The sequence below is a fragment of the Candidatus Omnitrophota bacterium genome (assembly GCA_028716245.1).
In the GTDB taxonomy this organism is placed as follows: Bacteria; Omnitrophota; Gorgyraeia; order Gygaellales; family Profunditerraquicolaceae; genus UBA6249.
Genome location: JAQUQW010000005.1, coordinates 18,230 through 40,890, shown reverse-complemented (window position 1 = coordinate 40,890; position 22,661 = coordinate 18,230). Strand labels below are relative to the sequence as shown.

The 22,661-nt window shown below is 43.0% G+C and carries 16 protein-coding genes and 2 tRNA genes; 4 read left to right on the top strand and 14 right to left on the bottom strand.

What is annotated here, in order from left to right:
• The gene (locus PHG87_07165; GenBank protein MDD5477953.1) at positions 1-1,629 is read left to right on the top strand and encodes a glycosyltransferase family 39 protein; all 1,629 of its coding nucleotides are present in this window, start codon (positions 1-3) and stop codon (positions 1,627-1,629) included.
• Here the strand turns inward: PHG87_07165 and PHG87_07160 are convergent.
• From PHG87_07160 to PHG87_07115, 10 genes are all read right to left on the bottom strand, one after another.
• On the bottom strand, positions 1,609-2,160 hold the full coding sequence (locus PHG87_07160) for a tetratricopeptide repeat protein (protein MDD5477952.1): 552 nt from the start codon (positions 2,158-2,160) through the stop codon (positions 1,609-1,611). The genes PHG87_07165 and PHG87_07160 overlap by 21 nt on opposite strands.
• 13 nt (positions 2,161-2,173) lie before the next feature.
• A complete protein-coding gene (locus PHG87_07155) occupies positions 2,174-4,660 on the bottom strand; it encodes a PIG-L family deacetylase (protein ID MDD5477951.1) in 2,487 nt (828 codons plus the stop codon).
• An 84-nt stretch (positions 4,661-4,744) separates the two neighbouring features.
• Positions 4,745-7,048, bottom strand: a complete 2,304-nt coding sequence (locus PHG87_07150; GenBank protein MDD5477950.1) for a Tad domain-containing protein — start codon at positions 7,046-7,048, stop codon at positions 4,745-4,747.
• Positions 7,048-9,225: an ATPase, T2SS/T4P/T4SS family gene (locus PHG87_07145; protein ID MDD5477949.1), complete on the bottom strand. Its 2,178-nt coding sequence runs from the start codon at positions 9,223-9,225 to the stop codon at positions 7,048-7,050. The genes PHG87_07150 and PHG87_07145 overlap by 1 nt, the downstream gene beginning before the upstream one ends.
• 1 nt (position 9,226) lies before the next feature.
• Positions 9,227-10,837, bottom strand: coding sequence for a TonB family protein (locus tag PHG87_07140; protein ID MDD5477948.1), 1,611 nt, complete (start codon positions 10,835-10,837; stop codon positions 9,227-9,229).
• Between the two features lie 38 nt (positions 10,838-10,875).
• On the bottom strand, positions 10,876-11,781 hold the full coding sequence (gene cpaB / locus PHG87_07135) for a Flp pilus assembly protein CpaB (GenBank protein MDD5477947.1): 906 nt from the start codon (positions 11,779-11,781) through the stop codon (positions 10,876-10,878).
• On the bottom strand, positions 11,781-12,686 hold the full coding sequence (locus PHG87_07130; GenBank protein MDD5477946.1) for a peptidyl-prolyl cis-trans isomerase: 906 nt from the start codon (positions 12,684-12,686) through the stop codon (positions 11,781-11,783). The genes cpaB and PHG87_07130 overlap by 1 nt, the downstream gene beginning before the upstream one ends.
• Before the next feature lie 107 nt (positions 12,687-12,793).
• The gene (locus PHG87_07125; GenBank protein MDD5477945.1) at positions 12,794-14,872 is read right to left on the bottom strand and encodes a hypothetical protein; all 2,079 of its coding nucleotides are present in this window, start codon (positions 14,870-14,872) and stop codon (positions 12,794-12,796) included.
• 214 nt (positions 14,873-15,086) lie between these two features.
• Entirely contained in the window at positions 15,087-15,329 is a 243-nt protein-coding gene (locus PHG87_07120; protein ID MDD5477944.1) for a hypothetical protein, read from the bottom strand.
• Positions 15,330-15,405: 76 nt separating this feature from the next.
• Positions 15,406-15,480 (bottom strand) — tRNA-Glu (locus tag PHG87_07115).
• A 97-nt stretch (positions 15,481-15,577) separates the two neighbouring features.
• Between PHG87_07115 and PHG87_07110 the strand changes: the two genes are divergently transcribed.
• From PHG87_07110 to PHG87_07100, 3 genes are read left to right on the top strand one after another with little or no spacing between them, the layout of a single operon-like run.
• Positions 15,578-16,765, top strand: coding sequence for an FIST N-terminal domain-containing protein (locus PHG87_07110; protein ID MDD5477943.1), 1,188 nt, complete (start codon positions 15,578-15,580; stop codon positions 16,763-16,765).
• A 1-nt stretch (position 16,766) separates the two neighbouring features.
• Positions 16,767-18,245: an ATP-binding protein gene (locus tag PHG87_07105; GenBank protein ID MDD5477942.1), complete on the top strand. Its 1,479-nt coding sequence runs from the start codon at positions 16,767-16,769 to the stop codon at positions 18,243-18,245.
• Between the two features lie 4 nt (positions 18,246-18,249).
• Entirely contained in the window at positions 18,250-19,185 is a 936-nt protein-coding gene (locus PHG87_07100; protein ID MDD5477941.1) for a response regulator, read from the top strand.
• Positions 19,186-19,265: 80 nt separating this feature from the next.
• On the opposite strand, the gene PHG87_07095 is transcribed toward PHG87_07100, so the two are convergent.
• The 4 genes from PHG87_07095 to PHG87_07080 all read right to left on the bottom strand — a co-directional run bounded on the left by PHG87_07095 (position 19,266) and on the right by PHG87_07080 (position 22,469).
• Positions 19,266-19,346 (bottom strand) — tRNA-Leu (locus PHG87_07095).
• Positions 19,347-19,399: 53 nt separating this feature from the next.
• Complete coding sequence (locus PHG87_07090) at positions 19,400-20,308, bottom strand: glycosyltransferase family 2 protein (GenBank protein ID MDD5477940.1); 909 nt, start codon at positions 20,306-20,308, stop codon at positions 19,400-19,402.
• On the bottom strand, positions 20,302-21,153 hold the full coding sequence (locus PHG87_07085) for a glycosyltransferase family 2 protein (GenBank protein ID MDD5477939.1): 852 nt from the start codon (positions 21,151-21,153) through the stop codon (positions 20,302-20,304). The genes PHG87_07090 and PHG87_07085 overlap by 7 nt, the downstream gene beginning before the upstream one ends.
• A gap of 23 nt (positions 21,154-21,176) precedes the next feature.
• Positions 21,177-22,469: an FAD-dependent oxidoreductase gene (locus tag PHG87_07080; GenBank protein ID MDD5477938.1), complete on the bottom strand. Its 1,293-nt coding sequence runs from the start codon at positions 22,467-22,469 to the stop codon at positions 21,177-21,179.
• Between the last annotated feature and the right edge of the window lie 192 nt (positions 22,470-22,661).

The following is a 22,661-nucleotide window of genomic DNA, read 5'->3' as shown; positions in this document are numbered from 1 at the left end:
ATGCGTCGTTTTTTACCCGCCATTTTTTTCTTCATTATTTTAATTGCCCTATTCTTCATCGTAAAATCTCCCATTAAAGAAACCTTTGAATTTATCCCCAACGAAGGGAACGAATTGATGAAATCTTCCCTCTTCCTAAAGGGGTTTTCTCTTTATAAAGAAATCTGGAGCGACCAGCCACCCTTATTGACGGTTATTCTTTCCTTTTGGCTTAAATTATTCGGCCAGTCGGTTGCCTCCGGGCGCACCTTAATATTTGTTTTCTCAGGCATGCTTCTCTGGGCGCTTTATCAAACCGTTAAAGGCCTGCGCGGAAGTTTTTGCGCGCTTGTGGCAATTATATTTTTAGTTTTATCTGCCACTTACCTGCGCTTGAGTATTTCGATCGCCAACGACCTTCCCGCTTTGAGCTTGGCGATGCTTTCAGTTTATTTTATACATCTTTATAAAAAATTTTATTTAAAGCACTTTTTAGTGTTATCGGGAATTCTTCTGGCGCTTTCTTTACAAATCAAGTTAATTACAATTTTTCTCATACCGCTCATTATATTAGAAATAGCTCAAATCGAAAAAACAAATTTAAAGGACAGAAATCACTCCCTTTTGCCTGTTACGCTGTGGCTCGGGAGTTCCTTCATGATTTACTTTGCCATTATTATAACATTTTTCCATTTTAATTTTTATATGTTAATTCAGCAATTAATTAAGCCCCACTATACTGCAAGCAAAGGGCTAATCCCCGGATATAATCAAGATACGTTTCTTGCTGTCTGTAACAAAGTGCTGTTCCGGGACTGGGATATTTTTCTGCTTGCCCTGATTGGCATAATCCTTCTCTGCAGAGAAAAAAAATACCGGTCTTTTTTCCCGGTCTTATGGTTGGCGGCGGCTTTGGCCATCCTGCTTAATTATAAACCTGTCCGGCAGTATTACTATCTTCTTCTTGCAATCCCGGCGAGTTGGCTGGCGGCAATTGGTTTTAGCGAATGCTTTTTTGCCGTGAGGAAAAAGAAAAGGTGGATGCGTTGGTTAATCTTAAGCCTGATAATCCTGATCTTGCTAAGATTGCCTTTTAAATATAATGGCATGCTCATGGACCTGAAGGATAAAACGACGGCGGAAGAACGCAAAACAGTTGAGTTATTGTCAGGTTATCGCCGAAGCGTGCGCTGGATATTCACCGATATGCCGATTTTTGCTTTTTATGCCGGTATTGCGGTCCCGCCTGAACTAGCGGTTATCTCCGCCAAAAGAATATTCACTAAAAACCTGCGGCCGGCCTACCTTATAACCGTATTAGAAAAGTACAAACCGGAAATTATTCTCTTGGGTAGATTTCAGAATAAGGAAACTGAGATGCAAAAAGAAAGCGAACTAAAAATAATGCCCTACGTGAATGAGTATTACCTGAAAATTACCCACTATAGGCCCCAGATTCTTCCTTCGCCATCCTATCTTATGCCTTCCTTCAAAGGAAAATCATCTTTTTTGAAATGGCTTGATAATTTTATATGGCACCGCAAATTAGCCGTTACGCAGATGCTCAATCTGCATGAACGCCCCAACACAGAAATAAATATCTATGTAAGGAAAACCGCCGCGCCTAATTCACCTTTCCCTGCCGGATAACTTCTTCAATTGCTCAAGGAATTCAGGATGCGGTTTCTCGCCCAACGCTTCTAACCTGTGGACATCTTCCCAGCATTTATTGTATTCCTGCTTTAGAAAATACGCGCTGGCCCGGTTATTATAAGCCCCGGCTAATTTGGGATCCAGTTCTATTGCCTTGGCGTAGTCAGAGATTGCCTGATCAAGATCACCCTTTTTAGCATAGGCAAGGCCACGCCGATAATATGCCTTTGTATAATTAGCGTTGAGTTCTATTGCCTTGGCGTAGTCAGAGATTGCCTGGTCAATGTCCCCGTTTTCAGCGTAGGCACGCCCCCGGTGATAATACGCGGCGCTATAACCCGGCTTAATCTGAATGGCGGTATTAAACGCGCTAATCGCCCTATCGTAGAGCTTACTTTTAAAATAGTCATTGCCTTTATCGAACATTTCCTTTTCCGGGTCTTGGGCATAAGCATTGGCGGTAATAAAAAGTAACGCTGCAAAAATATTTATACTTGCCTTGCGCAAATTATATTTTCCTATATTCATTTTATCCTCCCTTTTAAAAATAATTTTCTTTCTCTGAACAGCTTCCGGATTTAACCAATTGATAGCGGATTAGCTTTGGGATATTTGTCCTTAAATGCTCCCAATTACTCTGGCTGCGGTGCTGGGTCAATGACTTAAAAGCGATCTGATGAATTGTTTTCCGTTCCGCCGGGATATATTCTGCGGAATTAATTTTAAGTTGGTTATCTGCCGCATCCGCTTCATTGTTTGTTGAGCGTTGATAAAACTTAAGCGGCTGCCAGGGCAATAACCCATCCCTGATCATCCCGGGATAAGCTTTTGGGTCGCCGGCTAAATCAAACGCCTCTTTGGCAAGCATAACCAAAGCTTGATGCTGACCGTGCTCTTTGGGATCCGAGTCATTGTGTTTGGTAATGATTATCTGCGGCCTGATCAGGCGGATAAAATAAACTAATTTTTCCAGGGTATCTTTTTTACCCCATTTTTCAAGAGACTTATCGACTGAGAGGGTGTAACCGAAATCTGTCTTGCCTAAATAATAAACCTTTCTTACCCCTAAAATCGAAGCGGCTTTCTCCTCCTCTTTGGTGCGCAAAATCCCCAATTCATCGCCAAGAGCGGAACTTATTTTATCCCTACCCCCTTCTCCCCGCGTAGCCAAAAGCAGGTAAGTTTGGTAATTCAATTTTTCGCGGAAATAAACCAGCGCTTCGCCGTCTTCATCGTCGGGATGCGCGGCTAAACAGAGCAGGCGCATATTCCCCCCGACATCCGCCTTATCTTTTTTTACCAGCACCTCGAACTCTTTACCAATCACGTAAGCACTGCGGCTATTAACCGTATACTGGCTAATTATGCCCCCTTCATGTTGGCCGATTATAAATAGCGGTATTTTAGTATCTTTTTGTGTTTTATCTATGGCATTATGGTCGTGCAGATAAACCCCGCCGATATTATATTTATTAAATACGCCTATATCGTTATGATAATCGAATACGAGCTTCTGCCCGATTTTTTCGGCAAGCGGCATTTTTTTTACTAAATAAACCAGACGCCTGCCAAAAATCTTTTCTTTTTCTTTGAGTATCCGGATAACTGATTCATTGATGCTTTTTTCATCGAGCCGGCCCTCCTTTACCGCTTGCCTTACGTTTTTAATTATATCAGAAACAACTCTTTCGGTATTACCGCAAGGCGGATAAATTACGGCAATATCCGTTCCGGCTTCAAATGCCCTGGCTACAATCTCGCCGATAACAGGCTCTCTAATTGCCTCTCTTAAAGCATATTCCTTGATTGCCCGCATTCCTAATAGCTCATCCGCGACAATTATTCCTTTAAAACCCAACTTTTCGCGCAAAAGTTTAGTTTGAATTTCATAAGATAACGAAGCAGGCTTATCACTTAAACCGGGATAAATCGCATGGTCAATCATTATCCATATACCGGGATATTTCTTAATGAGTTCGCTAAAAGGAAAAAGATCTCTTTTATAAAGTTCCGTATCGGATACGGTTGCTTTAGGCAACATAAGATGGGTATCATCATCGACTCGGCCTAAGCCGGGAAAATGTTTTAGCACCGGGATTATCTTGCCTTTAATCATTCCGCTGATTATCGCGCAAGCCACTTCGCTGACAACTCGCGGGTCTTGCGAATACATCCGTTGTTTTTTCACCAAAGGATTGTTCATGTTTTCAATATTATCCGCGACATCTACTACGGGAGCAAAATTCACATTATAACCCTTGCTCCGCATATATTCGGCTATTCCTTGCCATTCCGTCTCAAGATTATTAAGATATACTGGCTTATCTTTTGGCACGTCCCAGAATAATTCACTATCCTTAATAAAACCCTCCAAAAATTCCTTATCGCTGGTTAATTGAGTGTGGTATTGGTTCAACGCTTTTAACTTTTGCTGCTTGAAATCAACAATGTCTTGGCGGCGCGCAGGTACCTGAAAAAGATTATCGTTGAGAGCCCGGTGAACAAGATAATAATAGGGCTCTAAAGAATCTATCCAGCTATTATTCTTATCTGCATCCTTTAATTCTTTTAAAGCAAGATAGACGAAAAGTGTTGTTGCCTGATGGTCCTTATGATTATCCGCGGGATGGGGAAGATAAATTATTTTGGGCTGGTAATCGCTTAGGATATTCTTAATATCGTTGAGCAGGTTTCTTTTACTATATTTTTTTTTACCCGGAAATTCTTCTTGCGTCCAAAGAGAAAACAACCCATTATCCGGATAATTCAAAAAAATCGCGTCTTTTTGCTTCAACCCAAGTATTTTTATTGCACGCAACGCTTCTTTTTTGCGCTCCTTGCCAAAAACAATATAATCTTCGGCAGTAAGCTCTTGCGGCTTCTTTTTTAACCAAATCGACGCGGACTCCGGATACGCGTCACCGTTAGTCATAAAGATAACTTTTACCTTTTTATTTTCTTTGATTGCCTTGCTAATGGAGCCGCCGCAGGCGAGGGTTTCATCGTCGGGGTGGGGGGAAAAAACCAGGATATCAATTGCGGATTTTGCTTGCGCTAGGCCGGCGCCGAACAGAAAAAAAAATATAAAAGACTGAAGAAAAAAAGTTTTTTGTTATTCACATTGAGTTCCGGTTATATAAATGTCGCTTTTTTCCGGTCCGTAATGCGCTTGGCTGCAACTGGCAATCGAGTAGTCTAAAATCGAAGCAACATAACTTTGGGTTGAATCTATCTTAGCGTTATCCTGGACATCCGCTACTATTTTTTCTAATTGTGCAGGGACAAATTCAGCGGTAGAGGGTGTTTTCCTGCGCTTCAGTTTCCATCCGGCTATATCCGTTGGCTGATCCTGGTCATAACGCCAGGTGCTTATCGTAAAATCACCCTGGTAATCGTTTAACGTGCGGCACTTCTGTGGAGCAGGAATAATTCCTACCCACCCCCATCCCGTACTTTCAGTAATATTGGGTAATTTCTCAGGGTAACCAGTAATCTTTACTTTGACAAAGTGAGAAAATTGCTGGCTGCCATCCGCCTTGGGCTTATCCTTCCAGGCATAAATAATCTCATTTCTTTTAGCGTCTGTGTTGGACAGATTAGCCGCTACGCTATCCGCTAAATCACCAATAGACGTCTTTATCCTGGCGAGATCATCATTTAAGGCACCCAGGATTCTGATTGCCTGATCAACTTCAGTCGGCTTATCAGTGCCATCCGAATTTCCCGCCATAGGAGGACGCCAGGATAACTGGCCTTGGAAATCTTTTGCTCCACCAGTAGTAGTATCAAAATTTTGGACATCACATCCACAGTTACTATGGCACCCTGCATGGTCTGCGCGAGAACCGCACCAGCCTGGGACTGCGCCATATAAATCTCCACTCCTACAGACGGGCGGATTCTGATCGCAAGTATAATATGTTCCTTCCCAAGCACAGGGTGATTTTCTAGAAGACGGATAACAACAGGTATTACAGCAACAATCGCTGCAATCGCTGCCGCAACAGTGACAACCGCATTCAGAAGTGCTGCAACCGTATTGCGTATAACAGGTACTACTAACTGAAGCACCTCTGCCCCAAGTACATTCCCCGTGTTTCTTTGCTATATCCGGAACAATTCTATTATTGTTTAAAGTTTGCAGCTCGGCAATCCAACTCTTAATTTTAATCTGGTCGCGGGTCAAGCGCAAATAAATATCGTATTTATAGTCGTCATTTAGGTTGGGGTCGCTATTTGGATCGATACAGTTACCCGAGCTGTCTTTAAACCATCGATGATCGCAATGATATTTAAAATTATACCATAGCGGAAACCATTGTGTTAATTGTTCGAGCCGCTTAGAAACCGGCAGGTTTAACACCTCTTTGCTTCTTAACAAAAACTCTCTCAAATCTTCAATCAGGTTATTTACGTCGCCGCAACTTACTGTCAGACTGCTGCATATCCCTAATGAGCTACAAAAGGTTAAACCATATGCGCATTCTAACCGCTGTAATAAGCTAAGAAGTTTATCCTTTAAAAATCCACCGTAGACATTATCCGAAGTATCCATCCTTACCATTCTTAACAGTCCTTGCGCGGGGGTTTTTACCCAATCCGGGCAGGATGCGGAGCAGGTCACATCGTAATTGCTGCTTCCATTACCTGGTCCAATCACATAAGATAACTTATTAATCTTCCATTGGTTGGAATCCCACTCATCCACATCAACAAACCTCCTTATCCCCTCCAATAAAAATATATCTAAACTTCTTTTCATCGCCTCGTCGCCTACCAAAGGAAGCCTCAAAAAATAATACCAAGCGGCAAATCTGCTTACTTTCTTTTCATTGCGCATTTCAGGAATAGTACTTAAATCGTAAACCTTGCCGGTTTCCGCATCACGAAAAAGGCCTGCCCCCATACTTTTTAACTCAACATCATCGCTTTGGGTATCGCGAAGGGCCTGGAATAATGTACTCTCTCGAGAAGCATTGTATCCAGTCATTTCCTTAAATTTCGTGTTTATTCCACCGAGCAATGCCGAATTGATAGCAATCGCACCCATTATAACGGCGGCACCAAGTGCTACTGGAGGAATAAAAATACCAACTGCAACTCCAACTATTGCCACTATTATTGTCGCTAAACTCAACCAATCAGTGTCACATGCCTGGCAGGGAGGAGTGGCACAAGACGAACCGCTTAGCTTTAACACTTTATCCTTATAATAATGGCTCATACTGCCCAGCTGCGAAGCTAAACTCAAAGCGGCCTTATCCGCGGCAGTGCTGGTTGTAGTCTTAGTCTGACTTACTTTGGCGAGGTTTATAAATACCGCGATAAATAAAAAAATCACCGCGATGACAAAGGTGATAATCACGGCAATCTGGCTGCGTTGGTTTAGTGGTTGGTTTTTGCGGAAGAAATTCATTACTCTTTCTTTTTGAATACTTCTTCTGAAAAGATACTGCCACTTTTGCGTAGGTCATCTAGAAAGGTCGGCAATATTCCTGTGGCTTTAAACTCTCCCTGGACTTTTCCCTGGCTGTCAATACCGGACTGCTCAAAAATAAATATATCGTTTAATCCGATATGCATCTCGTCGGCCATCCCGGTAATTTCGGTTATCTGGGTAATCTTTCTTGAGCCGTCGGAAAAACGGGCGGTATGGACGATCATATCGATGCTTGAGGCAATCATCTCGCGGATTGCCCGCAGGGGAATCTCGATACCGCTCATCAGGATCAGCGAATCCAGGCGCGCTAAGACATCTTGGGTGGAGTTAGCATGGATGGTAGTCATCGAGCCGTCGTGGCCGGTGTTCATCGCCTGGAGCATATCCAAAGCTTCCTGGCCGCGGCATTCTCCGATGATAATCCGGTCAGGCCGCATGCGCAGAGAATTCCTGAACAAATCTTGCACGAAAATCGCCCCTTTCCCTTCAATATTCGGCGGCCGCGACTCCAGGCGGATCCAGTGCTGGTGGTCGAGCTTTAATTCCGCGGCATCTTCAATCGTGATCACCCTTTCTCCTTCGGGAACAAACTCGGAGAGCACATTTAAAACCGTAGTTTTTCCTGAGCCGGTGCCTCCTGAAATAATTATATTCTTGCGGCAGACAACGCAGGCTCTAAGAAATTCTCCCATTGTATTATTTAAAGCATTCAGCCGTTCTAAATCATTAACCTTAAGCCGCTCCTGGCTGAATTTCCTGATCGTCAGCGTCGGCCCGGTAAGGGAAAGCGGAGGAATGATCGCGTTAACCCGCGAACCGTCGGAAAGCCGGCCGTCAACCATCGGCACCGACTCATCCACCCTCCTGCCTAAGGGCGCGATAATGCGCTCGATTATCTGGCGCACCTGATCATTGGATACGAAACGCTTGGAAACTAACTCTAACTTGCCGTGCTTTTCGATGTAGATTTGGCTCTTATTGTTAACTAAAATATCGGTAATTTCGGGGTCATTGATCAAATCTTCCAAAGGGCCCAGGCCCAAAATTTCGTCACTGATCTCCTTGATCAGGCGCTCCCGCTCCTCCCGCGAAGAAATAAGCGCCCCGGCTTCATCAGTTAGCGCGATATTAATCGCTTTCATTGTCTTCTGGCGTAAATCCGCGATTTTTGTCAGGTCCCCGGCTACGCGATCCAGGCGCCGTAGATCCAATTCCTGAATAACGCGCTTGTGCACCCGTTGTTTTAAGTCGTCTATTTTCTCTTCGCCGGTAAGTTTTCTCTCAATGGGCTTACGGCCGCCCAAGGAAAGGGATTCCAAAGAAGAGGTATCCTCTTCTAAAAATTCTTTCTTTTTTTCCACAGCCGGAACAGCTGCTTCCAATTTTTTATGGGAGATAAAAAAATCCGGGTGAGCGATTAAATCTTCAGCTAATTTATCCAGCACAATACTTACGCGCGAGCGCGGACTATCCAACACAACGGGTATGCCGCGGTTTAAGGCCGAGCCCACAACCCTGCCCTCCGACGGGATGCGGCTGATGATATCGCAGGGCAAAGCCGCCCTTACCTCCTGCCAGGATACCGCGCCGGTGCTTTCCGCGCGGTTTAAAACCACACGCATCATCTTGGCGGGAAAATATAGTGACTGCAGTGTCTTGATATCTTCTTTTGCCTGATAAACCGAAAGGATGTCGGGATTAATCGCCAGCAAAATCAAATTTGTCTGTTCAAGGATAGCCACAAGCGCTTTATTAAATGTCCTGCCGCTATCGCAAACGATAAATTCGTATTCCTTAATCAAATCGCTCAGAACGCAAGAGATAAATTTTTCATCTACATACGGCCTTTCTTCGGCAGTTAAGACCAGGGGAAGCAGGTCCATACTTGCGGCGGGATAATGAAGGATATATTCGCCAATCTGGGAGGGCGTATAATTACCTTTACGCCATTCGGGGATAAGATCAACCAAGGGCTTTTTTGGCTTTAAATTCAAGAGCATCGCCATATTGCCCGGCAACTGTAAATCAGTATCAAAAAGTAAAACCTTTTTGCCTTTGGTTATTTTTTGCGCTAAGGCAATGGCAAGGTTGGTGACAATAAAGGTCCTTCCTACGCCGCCTTTGGTGCTAAAAATAGAAATAATCTGGGCCATATTAATCCAGTTTATAGACGATAGGGAGATCTACCCGGAGTTCCTTTTGCTTGAGCTGTGCAGGAAACGGAGGATAAGGAGATAATTTTTTAACCATACTCACTGCGTTCTCATCAAATATGTTGTATCCTGATGACTGTTTAACCTCAACCTCTAAGAGCGTGCCCATAGAATCAAGCCGCAAACCTAATCTTACCGTTCCCTGCATTTTGCCTTGTTTGGCTGCCCAAGGATAAACGAAATTGTCCTGTATGCGTTTGCTAATTTTGTGCATGTATTCGGACAACGCCTGGCTGGTTATTTCGGCAGGAGAAAGTACTTTAGTTTTAGCGGGCAAGGACTCTGCGCTTTTAGCGCCTTCTCTGGTTATAGGTACGTTGACGGCTGAAGGGGACGCCTGGGCCTTAGCTGTTTCAGCAAGCACGGGTTGTTCTTTTATAATAGTAGGGGTAAGCGTAATCAACAGCTCTGTATCGCCTCTCTCTCCTTGACCACCTCCTACCTTGGTTGACTTTTTCCTAAAAAATAATCCCAACACTGGTACATCCCCCAGGAAAGGAGTTTTGCGGACATCCTCCTCGGTCTTTTGCTTGATCAACCCGCCGATAGCCATCATCTGGCCGTCATTAACAAAAAGCTGGGTGGATGCGTTGCGTTTGCTTAAAGGATACGCCAAGGCCGTAGTCGTAGTCGTGCTCCCGCCCGTTGAACCGATGGTTTCCGCTGTGCCCACGTCGCTGACTTCCACATTCAATGCCAATTTAATCTGTTTATCTTCGGTTATTGTGGGTTTTATTTTTAATTTAATGCCGAATTCTTTATATTCTATATTTGTGCCGCTGGCTCCGCTTGTAGCCGCTATACTGGTATTAAATATCGGCTTTTCTCCGCCGACTAACAACTCAGCTTCCTTGCCGCTTTGGCAAGCAAGCCTGGGCTGAGAAAGTATGCGCGCCTTGCCTTCCTGAACCAAAGCATCCAATGTCAAATTAAAAGCACCACGGCCTACATTCGATACCTTAAATAACTTTCCCCAGCTTGTGCCTGCGGCAGCTAGTCCTGGCGAGCCGATGTCGGTAATATCGATGGAACCTGGAAAACTAAAACCTAAACTCGAGGTGGCATCTTTATTTAATTCCAGGACTTGCACTTTAATCTCTACTACCGCCCTTTCTTCCTTTAGCTGGATAAGATTGGCGGTTTTCCCTTTAAGCGAACTTAATGCCGTATCGATACGCTCTAAATCCGCAGGCTGCTTTACGCTTCCTAAAAGTAAAACCTTGCCTTCGCTATCCGAGCCTCGCGTAAAAACCCCGGGAAGGTTCAATTCTTTTAATAAGGTATCTATCCTTTTTTTAACCAAATTCATATCTTCCTGAAAAACCTCTACCCGCAATGAATGCTGCCCGGCGGCATCCCACCAGACTAAATTGGTTGTGCCTGGACTTTTGGCCGCCAGCAACATATCCTCCTTGCTTACTGAAGTAACGTCAATAACATTAGGATTATTGATCACCACCCGGGTAGGAGTATTTACGGACACAACCTTGCCTTCTGCGACGTATAAAGTTATAACTTTCAACTCTTCCGGATAGGCCTGCGCCGCGGACAAAATAAAAAACAGTAGAAATGTGAGTTTAAGAATATTCCTCATTTTTGTTTGTTCGATGCTGATAGGGGAACAATTTCTTTTTGCAAGCCGCGGTAGATCTCAACTACCGGCTGGCCTTCCAAACCGGCTTTCTCCCCCTGGCTGGTGGATAAATAATTTAATAGGGTATCCCAATCAGCCGGTGCAACCGCCTCAACCTTGGTATCCTGCGAGGAACGCAGGGCTAATTTAATCTTGCCGTGTTCCTGGACAAAAGAAAGTAACACCGCTTCTTGAGGCGTAAGCGCGAAAGTAACGGTTTGCGCCGCGGTAGCCGCATTTTCTTTTGTTTTAGATTTTGAAGCAACCAGCTCATTTCCCATTGCCAATACTTGCACCCCTTGAAAAAGCGAGATTAAGCGCGGATCTGATTCTTCTTTTGTCTGCGATATGGTCTTCTTAGGCAAAGCAATGAGCGCGAATATATCCACGTAATCTCCGGGTTTTAGTAAACCGGCAATACTGACAAGGTTATCCACGGAAACAGTTACTGCTCTCTTGCCTTCAGGCGTAATTTCCGAAAGGGTCTTTCCGATATTTCCGGGAGGAAGAAGTTTTGTGCTCAGTATCTGCTCTTCGGCGCCGATCGGACCGGAAGCAATCTGGCCGATAACCTGTTCAAGAGAAGTAACTGCGCCGGGCTGGATATATTCCATTGGCACCTGTCTAAATGTAAGGTCTTCGGCGGTAATCGGCGTCTGCACCGGAATCTCTCTTTTTGCCACCAGTACAACCCCCATGGTCACTTTTGGTTTGGCAGCCTGGGCCTTTTGTTCCGCTTGCCTCATCTTATCCCAGATTTCACCTTCTCTGCTCTTAAGATAAAGGTTGAGCAAGATTATCGCCGCGATCCCGCAGACAACCGCGATAATCAGGGGGAATTTTCTTCTTAATTCTATTTTCATTATTTTATCAGGTCCTGGTATATGACTACTTTAGTTTTCTTTAATAAGCCCGTGGTAATTTCCTTTAATTTTTGCTGCTGCTTAAGGAACAGAACGCTCCTTTTAATCTCATCCCATACTTCGGATAAAGCCCTTACCTGGCCGCCTTTTATCGCTTCTATCTTTATTATGTAGTAACCGTTCTTTTCCTTAAAAACGGTGCTTAGCTGGCCTGCTTCCAATGAACGCGAAAAAGCTATTTCATCAAAACGGCTGTAATCCGCGCCGCGCTTGCCCTTTTTGATGAACCCTAAATCCCCTCCGGCTGAGGCGCTTTGCGCTTTTGAACGCTGCATCGCCAAGGTAGCGAAATCCGCGCCTTTAAGCAACTCTATAAGAATATCTTTTGCTTCTGTCTCGCTATCCAAAACAATCTCCCTGATTTTTCTTTCTTCTTCCTGACGGTACTGGTCTTTAAAGGTATTGTAAAATTCCTCAATTTCCGAGGAGGTAACCGTTATATTATCTATTTCGTCATGGAGAATCTGGCTGGCTAAAATATTAACTTCCAGGTTTCCCAAGAGTTCCTGGGTTTTCGGCTGCCTATCCAGACCCCTGGCCTTTGCCTCTAAATACAAAAGGTAGCGCCGGATTAACTCTTCGTTTAAGTAGGCAACTTTCTGTTCGCGAGTATTGATTTTAGCTTCGGGATTACTTGTAGATTCATTATAAGTGCTGATTTCCTGGTCTAACTGCTCTGAAGTAATAGGCAGGTCATTAACGTAGGCAACCACCGTTCCCTGTGGCTGCCAGGATTTAGCTTTGGGAGGAATTTTTAACTTTTTAACCTGGTCGCAGCCGGATAAGCATAAAAATAAAACCGATAATACACAGACAAGAGTAACCGACGGGTTTTTGCGCCTCATCTACAACTCCTTTCACGCTCACAATGACGTGTGGTTTGCTAGATACTATCAAATAAAGCAGTTCAAGTCAATAAATATTTTAATGGCGATTAAAAATCAACTGCCGGCTATTTGAGAACAGTCTCAAAATAAAGGCGCGTCCCATTTAGCAAATCTATCTGCCGCTCATTAAGCCGGCAGACAAGATATTTCAAATCTTTCAGGAATTCATGCCCCTGGTCAAGCTGTATTTTTGCTCTAATTTTACCGGGGCCGACAGTAATAAGTACCGGGATTTGATAGAAATTTTTACTGGTAAAAGAAAGGTCCTTTTCAGTATATTCTGCCGGCAAAAAATGCCACCGCAGATAAAGATCCAGCATTCTAATATAATTGGCAAAGATATCCCTCAATTCTAGATTCGATCCTTGCGCGCCAAACTCAAACCTATCTTTGGAAAGAAACTTTTGTTCGTTGCCGGTATAAGAAAAAAGTTCGATTTTACGATTAAAATCCTGAAATGCCTCCTCAAAATTAGGCCAACGGTTTAAATATATCCCTGCCAGTTCATCTAGGCTCAGCGGCTTTTCAGGATTGCTAAGGACAACCAAACGGATTTTTTCCGCGGGGGTAGTTTTTATAGCGCAGCCTTTTAAGGTTACGCTTTGATCCAAAGGTACCCGCAATAAATCAATCTCAATCTCCGCCAGATACAGGTCCTTATCTATGCCCTCAATGCGCCTTAAATCAAAATTCCCGATTTTCCTGACTTTGCGGCTGCTGGTAAATTGCCAGGGCCAAAGGCCAAAAACCAGGGAATATTTATTTTTATTACCTAAAGATATTTTTTCTATCTCTTCCAATTTATTTCCGAATAAAATTAAGTTATCCGGGTATTTATCGGTTGAACCGATATTCAAAAGTAGGCTGAAAAAATCTTTTGGCGCAATATCATAGCCGGGAGCGGAAAATAAAACTAAAGGCCGGTTTTCAAAAAAATATTTATTTAAGCTGTTTTTCAGTTCAGAGGCTGGGCTTGAAAAATCATAAGGGACGTACTGGGTAGACCAGGTAGAATGCAGCTGGCCATCCAGATGAATAACGCTTCCGTCGATAAAATGCACCTTCACCCCTCTGGCCTCGGTAAAAGCAGCGGAGATAATCCCGTTGATTTCTGATTTGATATTTTCAATCCCCTTGATCTGGCTAGAATAATTATCCAGCCTCTCTTGAGAATATTGTTGGCCAATTAAATCGCAAAGCCCGGCAAGATTGTCTTTACCGAATAAAGACCTGAATATTACCGCTTCCGTAAGGTTCAAAGATTCTTCCGGGGCAACCCCTAATTTCTTACAAATAGCCGCATTAATTTCTCTGCTGCCGCCAATCAGAGAATCCAATGCCTTAAGCAATATTGCCCCCGAACAAATCCTCTCTTGAGGCATTTTTTCCTTTTGCTGCCTGACCTTAAGCTCTTCTTCCGCAAGCCTTGCCCATTTTTCTTTTTCAGCCTTTAGCGCTGCTTCTTGAGCAGCCTTCTCTTCTTCGGCCTTCTTAGCAGCCTCCTGCGCAGCCCGCTCCTCCTCGATGCGCTTAAGGTTTTTCTCTTCTAATCGTTTTTTCTCCGCTGCTTCTTGAGCGGCTTTCTCCTGTTGGCGTAACTTTAGTTCTTCTTGAGCCTTGACCCTGGCTGCCTCTTCCAAAAGAACTTTTACTTCCGCCTCATCAGCTTTTCTCTTTGCATCATTTTCTACTCTCTGTTTTTCAAGATTCAACCGCTGCTCTACTCTTGCCCGCTCCTCATCTTGCAATTTCATAGCCCACTCTTCTGCTTCCTTGATGCGTTTTTCTTCCAAACTAATCTCTTCTTTTTTTTCTTTCTTAATAATTCCTTCTTTACCTGCTCCTTCGGCTACCTTCGGCTCTATTCTTTGCGGCGCAGTAACCAGCGTAATAGCTTTAGTCCCTTCAATAACCGGCAAGATAGGCAGGTTGAACTTTCTCTTCTTAACTTTTTGCCTCCTGCCAACAGGCATACTCAAATTATGTTCTTTAAAAATACTATTAATACTTGATTTGGAAACCTTGATTTGGAGTTTTTCAAGAATTAACTGTGTTAAAGTGCGGCAGCTTAAGGTAGAATCTCTTTGTTTATTTTCGAGAATAAAGTTCAAAACTTCAGGCTTAAGCTTATGGACAATACCCATAAATCCTCCAGATTGGACATTTCATTTTATGAATATAACGCTTATTTGTTAATTTGTCAAGGTAGATTGGACGGAAAGAAAATCTTACCCTAAGATTTAGGATTGATTTTGTAACTGAGTACTGGTAAGCTTTACTCTTCCAGCGGATAATGCAGTAACTCTGCTAGAATTCCAATATATACAGCTAATTCTGTATCGGAAAACGCATAAAAAGCTATTCTTTCTTTATTTCATTTACGATCTTAACTAAAAGATCGGCAATCTTGGCAATTAAAGAGAAAAAGAAAAACATAAATATATAAAATGCCAATACAATAATCCCCATCCAGCGTGGATTATTCGGAACTAAACCTAAGAACAGGGAAATTCCTCCCACCATGCCGAAAAATAAAAAAATCCAGGCAGCAACCTTAACCACTATACTGGAAGCCTTTAAAAACCCTAAATGTTGGCGCATTAACCCCTCCTTGTCTACGGAAACACACCCGCGCAATTCCTTATAAGCGCGGGGTGTCCTTATTTTTTTAATATCATAGCCCCAACCGGATTTGAACCGGTGTTTACAGGCTGAGAACCTGACGTCCTAGACCAGGCTAGACGATGGGGCCAAATTATTTTTCTGCTATTCTAGTATAAAGAGCGCCAACAGTCAAGCAACAAAAATTCAATTGACCCTCATATATTTGCGTTATATACTAAATTCCCATGAAGATAAGTTTTGGTTTTAGCCAGCTCAAAGAACATATCCAAGCTGCTAATGAGGCGATGGGACAGGCGGTAATCGGATTGGGAAAGGTGCCGGCAAGCCTGGCCTTTATTTTTACCTCCCCAGAATTTGCACATCCTTTGGTATTAAGAACCGTTAATAACCTGCTGGGAGAAATCCCGATATTTGGCTGCAGCAGCGAGGGGCTCCTGACCAATAAAGGTATATTTAAATATGGATTTGCTGTTTTACTCATTAGCTTAAACCAACAGACTTTTTTTAATATCGCCTCGGTCAAAAATATTAACAAGGACACTTCGTTTACATTGGGCAAAGAGTTGGCCAATAAATTATTGTATGGTTTCAAAAATGTGCGCAGGAGCTTAAGTATAATCTTCTCGGATAAACTAATAACTGAAGGAACAAATTTAATCAATGGCTTGCAGGAAAATTTGGGAAGAAGCTTTCCTCTAATCGGGGCCTCGGCTGCGGATAATTTTGCCAATCAAAAAACATTTCAATACGTTAACGGCGAACTGCTTTCTGGATCCTGCTGCGGGATACTTTTTGGCGGAAAATTCAATTTTGGGTTCGGCATAAAACATGGCTGGTTTGCTTTGGGTAAAATGCGCTGCGTTACCCAATCAAACAGTAATGTTATTCAGGAGATCGACGGGGCTCCGGCAGTAAAGCTTTATGAAGATTACTTTGCTAAAGATACGGCAGAACTTGCCAAAGAATTACAACGCATATCTATTTCCTATCCTATAGGGATTTATCTGCAAGGAGAAAAGGAATACCTCCTGCGCAATATAATCTCAATAAAAGACGACGGATCGCTAGTTACCCAGGGAGACGTTCCCCAAGACAGTAAAATAAGATTAATGATTAGCACCGTAGATTCCCGCCTGCAAGCTGCGGTTGCCGCCTGCGCAGAAGCAAAGAGAAACCTGGGAGGGCAAAAAATAAAGTTCGTGATGGTATTTGATTCTGCCGCCAGATTTTCCCTTTTAGGCAGGCAGAATGATATAGAGCTCGATGTGATTAAAGAAGTATTCGGTAAAGACACCCCGTTAATAGGCATCTACACCAAAGGAGAACAGGCTCCGCTTAGATCCATCAATTATTTGGGCAAGACCTATTTCCGCAACCAGAGTATAAATATTTTAGCCATAGGAGATCAATAAAATGCTTTCCTTTATCTTCATTAGTATTTGTTTAATTGTCACCGCTCTGGGGATATCTTTGCTTTCTAAAATACAACGCTTAAAGGAAGCAAAGGACAGGATAAGCGCCTTAAACCTTTCTCTTGAAGAGATGGATGAACAAGCCAAACTGATCATGCGCACGGATATGGAGTTGAACAAGGCTCAGGAAGAATTGGATAAAAAAATCTCAGGGTTAGATACGCTGCAAAAACTTTCCCGGGAAATAAATACGACCCTGGAAGAAAAACAGATTTTTAAGAAAATAGATAATAAATACCTGGAAGAGCTGGGATTTGAGAGATCGCTGGCTTTTTTATGGAAGAGCTTAGAAAGAGAGTTCCGCCCGTACTTACGCTTGGGATACAGCGACGAAGAATCGGTAAAGATAGAAACTGCAATTAATGCCGGCAAAGATTATTTTCTGGACCTAATTCAAAACGGCGTAAGCGCCTCCTCTGAATTTACGCCCGAGAGCTTCTTATCAAAGGATAAAATCCGCCAGATGTTTCTAGTGCATTCATTTGTTATCTGCCCGGTGCTCACTCAGGAGGGAGACCGGGGCTTCATCTTTGTAGGCACGCAAAATAGAGAAACTTCCATCACCAAAGGGGACCAGGAATTTATCAGCATATTGGCCAATCAAATCAGCCAGACTTTAGATAACGCCCGCCTTTTTGAAAAAACATGGAGGTCGCAGCAGGAATTAGAGATGAAGGTTGAGGAAAGAACCCGCCAGTTGACTCAAGCCTTAGAAGAAGGAAAAAAGATAAGCAAACGTAAAAGCGATTTTATCTCCAGCGTGTCGCACGAATTAAGGACCCCCCTTACATCGATCAAGGGTTACGCGGCTATTTTACTTACCGGTAAACTGGGAACAATACCGGATGAAATAAGAAACAGACTTGAGAAAATAAACCGCCACAGCGATGAATTGGTACATATGGTAAACGATTTATTGGATATCTCGCGCATTGAATCCGGCAAGGTGGATATGAAAATTGAAAGTTTGGATTTAAAAACTATCATCGAGAAGGTTGCCGACTTACTTTGCGAACAACTAAAAACAAAAAATATCAGTTTTGGCAGTAATCTAGCTGCTAATTGCCAAAAGATACTGGCTGACCGCGGCCAGATCGAAAGAGTGTTTATTAATCTGGTCGGTAACGCACTAAAGTTTACTCCGGAAAACGGCAAAATTAATATCAACGCAAACTGCGCCAATAAAATAACCCAGATTGATGTTGTAGACACTGGCTTTGGGATTCCGCAAGAAGCTCAGGAACATATATTTGAAGAATTTTATCGCGTAGACAACACTATTAATCAGCAGGTAAAAGGCACCGGCCTTGGGCTGACTCTGGTTAAACACATTGTCGAGGCCCACCAGGGCAAAATTTGGGTAAAAAGCAAACTCGGCGAAGGTTCAACTTTCAGCTTTACTCTTAAGGCTGGCGAATAAAACTATGAGCATAAAAATACTTATTGCTGATGATGACCCGGATATAAGAGATATCCTTAAACTTACCCTCTGCGAAGAAAATTACGAAATTATTGAAGCAGTAGATGGCCAAGAAGCCTTGGAGATTATCCGCTCCAAACCTCTGGACTTGGTGCTTCTGGATTACAAAATGCCTAAAATGGACGGACGCCAAGTATGCGACTTAGTTAAAAAAGATTTGCTATTGCAGCACCTGCCGGTAATTATGGTTACCGGCAAAGGCGAGGTCAGCGATAAAATCGGCGGCATTGACTCCGGAGCCGACGACTATGTGGTTAAGCCTTTTGAACCAAAAGAACTTCTGGCAAGAATACGCATGGTCTTACGGCGCACGCAAAGAGACCTTGAAGCAAACCCGCTTACCCGGCTGCCCGGAAACGTGGCCATCCTTAATGAACTTTCCAAGCGCATCGAGAGTAAAAAGCAGTTCGCGGTATGCTATGCTGATTTAGATAAATTCAAAGCCTACAATGACAAATACGGATTTGAACACGGCGATAATGTAATCCGGGAAACCGCCCGCATTCTGCTGGGCGCTATCAAAGAATACGGCAGGCCCGAGGATTTTGTTGGGCACATCGGCGGCGATGATTTTGTGGTTATAACTACTCCGGATTTTGCAAATAAAATCTGTGAAAAGATAATTCATGACTTTGACAATGTCTCTGCGTCATTTTACAACCAAGAGGACAGGGAGAACGGCTTTATCATCGGCTATGACCGCCAAAGTAAAATCCATAAAATCCCTCTGCTGTCAATATCTATCGGCGTAGTGACTAATGAAATGCGTGAGATCTCGCATGTGGCCCAGATTGGTGAGATTGGTGCGGAGTTAAAGAAACTTGCCAAAAGTATGGAAAAAAGCAACTACGTCAAAGATAAGCGGCAGGAAAAGCCTTAATAAATAGGGACAGCGACCATTTTTTACGAATCCAAGGGTTCTTAAAAAATGGTCGCTGTCCCTATTTATTTGTATTTATTTGCGCGAGGGGGGAGTTGAACCCCCAAGCCTTTCGGCACAAGCCCCTCATGCTTGCGTGTCTGCCATTCCACCACCCGCGCATAAATTCTACCTGCTATTCTAGAGTATAACTTTAAATTGTCAAAAACTTTTCTTATAGTTTATTCCGCAATTCTCTTGATCTCCTAAAAAATAACTTTATAACTGCCGGGCAAAAAATTAAAACATAGCCCCAGGCACACAAATCATAAATTAATATCGGGACAAGGTGAAGAAGAAAACCCCAGAAAGTTTCATTTTTTGATATGGTAAGATACCGGTTTTTAATTAAATCATAGTGCAGCCGGTCATTTAAATATTTACGCGCAATGGCTTTGCCGATGCCGGAATCAGGACGAAATGACCCTCCGCGCACATGATAGGCCAAAGCAGCGGGAAGGTAATAAGCCAACCAGCCGCGGCGTTTTGCCCGCCAGGAAACATCCAAATCCTCGTAAAACATGCCAAACCTTGAATCAAAATAACCGTTTGTATCTTTAATATCCTCCAGCATTTGTTTCCGATAAAAAGCTACGGCCCCGGTTACGCCAAAGATAAAACCTGCTTTCTCAAATTGCCCTGAATCCGGCTGGCCATAGCCACGCTCTTTAGCCACACGCCAGAAGCTTAAAAATAAGCCGGTGCTGTCCAGAGTTTTCCCGTCGCTACGCAAAATCTTACCACTCACCATACCGATGTTATCCTTTATCAGAAAACCCTTTAGCGCCTGCTGAATAAAATCTTTATCTAAAACCACATCATCGTTGAGGCAAAGAATAAATTCCCCCCTGGTTAAGCTTATGCCTTTGTTCAAAGCCTGGGCGTAAAATGAATCACTGGATCCGGAATAAATCTTAACCGATGGATATAGTTTATGGATATCCTGAGCCAGGCCCGGTTTAAGAGAATTATCAATGACAATTATTTCAAAAGGAAGGTGGCCCTGCTGCTTGAGAGAATCCAGGCAGGACTTAAGATAATCTTTTGCCCTGATAGTCACGATAACTACGCTCACCATCACCATGGATTATAATCGCTGAATTTCGGAAATTTACACTTAAATTTCGCAGCCAGTATTAGAAATCTAGGCAGGTCATAAACCAGGTACAACGGAAACATTAATAAAATGAGTGCCGGATTTTGGTTTTTAAATATTGCCAACCGCCGGTTGCTAAAACTTAAAATTTGCCGGGTTTTTTTATCCGTAGCTGAACTGTTTCCGCTGTGAAAACACATTGGCTTAGGACAATACATGCAAAGCCATCCTCTTTTTTGCGCGCGCCAGGATAAATCCGCGTCCTCAAAAAGGAAAAAGAACCTTTCGTCAAAGTAACCATGCCTGTCTTTTACGTCTTCAAGCATCTTGCGCCTATATAAAGCCGCCGCGCAGCAAGCTCCAAAAATAGGGAGCGCAACGTTAAATCTTTGCGTATCCGCTAAACCTTTACCGATATCATGGAACCTGCTTAACCAAGAAAAATGTATGCCGCAGGAATAAATCTCTTTTTTGCCTTGAGTTAAAATCTTTGGCTGGATCATACCTATTGAATCTCTGGAATTATTTGCAAATTCCATAATCTCCCGGATAAACCCGTCCCCTAATACAACGTCACAATCCAAGGTTAAGACCCATCCACCCGAAGCAATTTCAATACCTTGATTTTTCGCATGGCAGGCGCCTAAATTCTGCTTATTTGTGATTAACCTGGCTTTAGGATAATTTTCTTTTATAAAATCGCAAGTTCTGTCCCTTGAGCCGTTATCAACAACAATTACTTCCAAATCCTCATACCCCTGCCTAAATATAGAATCCAGGCACGGTTTGATATATCTACCGCTATCAAAAGTTACAACTATTATTGAAAGCATTTCTTTTAGGATTGTTTGCCGGTTTAAACGGTTGAGGCTGCTTCTTTGCCGTCTAAGAGCGCGTCTTCCATCGACATGTACTGCCAGCCTCCATAACGCCCGCAGGCAATTACGTTATTAGACGATAAAAATTTCTTTATTTCCGCAGTTGCCCGGGGATAATACCGGTCATAGATCGGATAACCGTATTTTATATCATTGGTATCTAAGGCCACCACCCTGTTATCTTTATTTAAAATTCCTACCTTATGAAGATCATTTAAAATCCGTTTAACCATCCTTTCCCTGTTGATAAGTTTGTTCTTTGGATATGAAACTTCTGTATACAATGCACTTTTTCCGAAAGGAGTGGTACCACTGGAAAAATTATGAAAAAATCCTGCCCTAAAAAAGACTGTCTCTTTGTGCGGGAAATACACCCAATGCTTGCCCTCTTGGCAAACCCCTTCTACGCCCAGATTTAAATTAAAAATCGAATTCCAGCGCAGCCTATTGAAACTATCAAGGATCCGGCCGGGTAGCGGCTTGATTATTTTGATCAACTCGGGAAGAGGTATTGTTAAAATCAAGGTGTCAAAGCTCTCCTTGCCCCTGCCTTTTACGGTTATCTCCTTCTTTTTAAGATCGATCCCGCTGACACAGCAATTCTTGGAAACTTCACCGATCTGTTCTTCAAAGGCCATCGGCAGCTGGATTATCCCTCCTTTTTTGGGATACCAAAAAAAAGCATTATAACCTAAATGATTACTGCTATTTTCAAAAAATCCATTAACCACTTCCGATAGGCCAAACTGAGGGATAAATTTATCTGCCCAGGGACAACTCATCCGACCCAAAGGATGCGTCCAGAATTTCTTATTGTAAGGGATCATAAAATGCCTGGCGATGCCTTTGCCAAAAGTAGTATGTATCCATTTTAAAAAATTCTCCTGGCTGCTGTTGGCCCGGGAGTCGGTGGCACGAATAAACCCCCACAAACATTCATTGGCGATTGGCTTGGGGAGCGCATGCAGGTTGGCCTGAAAAGGATAGCGGCTAAAAATACCAAAATTGTTGATCCAGGCGTTTCGTTCATGACGCACTAAATTACCTTTTAATAATTTTTTCACCAATTCAAGCGTATAATTGTTTCGAAAATGCAGAAGGTGTCCGTCACAATCAAAAACAAAGCCCTTGACCTGCTTGGACCGACACAGGCCTCCAACGCTATTTTCTTTTTCAAATACAGTAGCCTCAATCCCCCTTTGCTTAAGATGCCAGGCGGCACTTAAACCCGCAAGTCCGGCTCCCAAAATAATAATCTTTTTTTTAGTCATTTGCTTTGATCTTCATCAGCTTTAAGAATATGCCTATGCTCAATAGAAAAACAGAAATAGTGATGACTGCCCCGCCAATAGGTTATTTACCCTGGTCAAAATAACCCCGCAGCCGGCAAAAACAGAACATAATAAATACATGATTGAAATTGTTGCCGCCGGTGAAAATCCCAGGGCGCCGATTTTTAACGC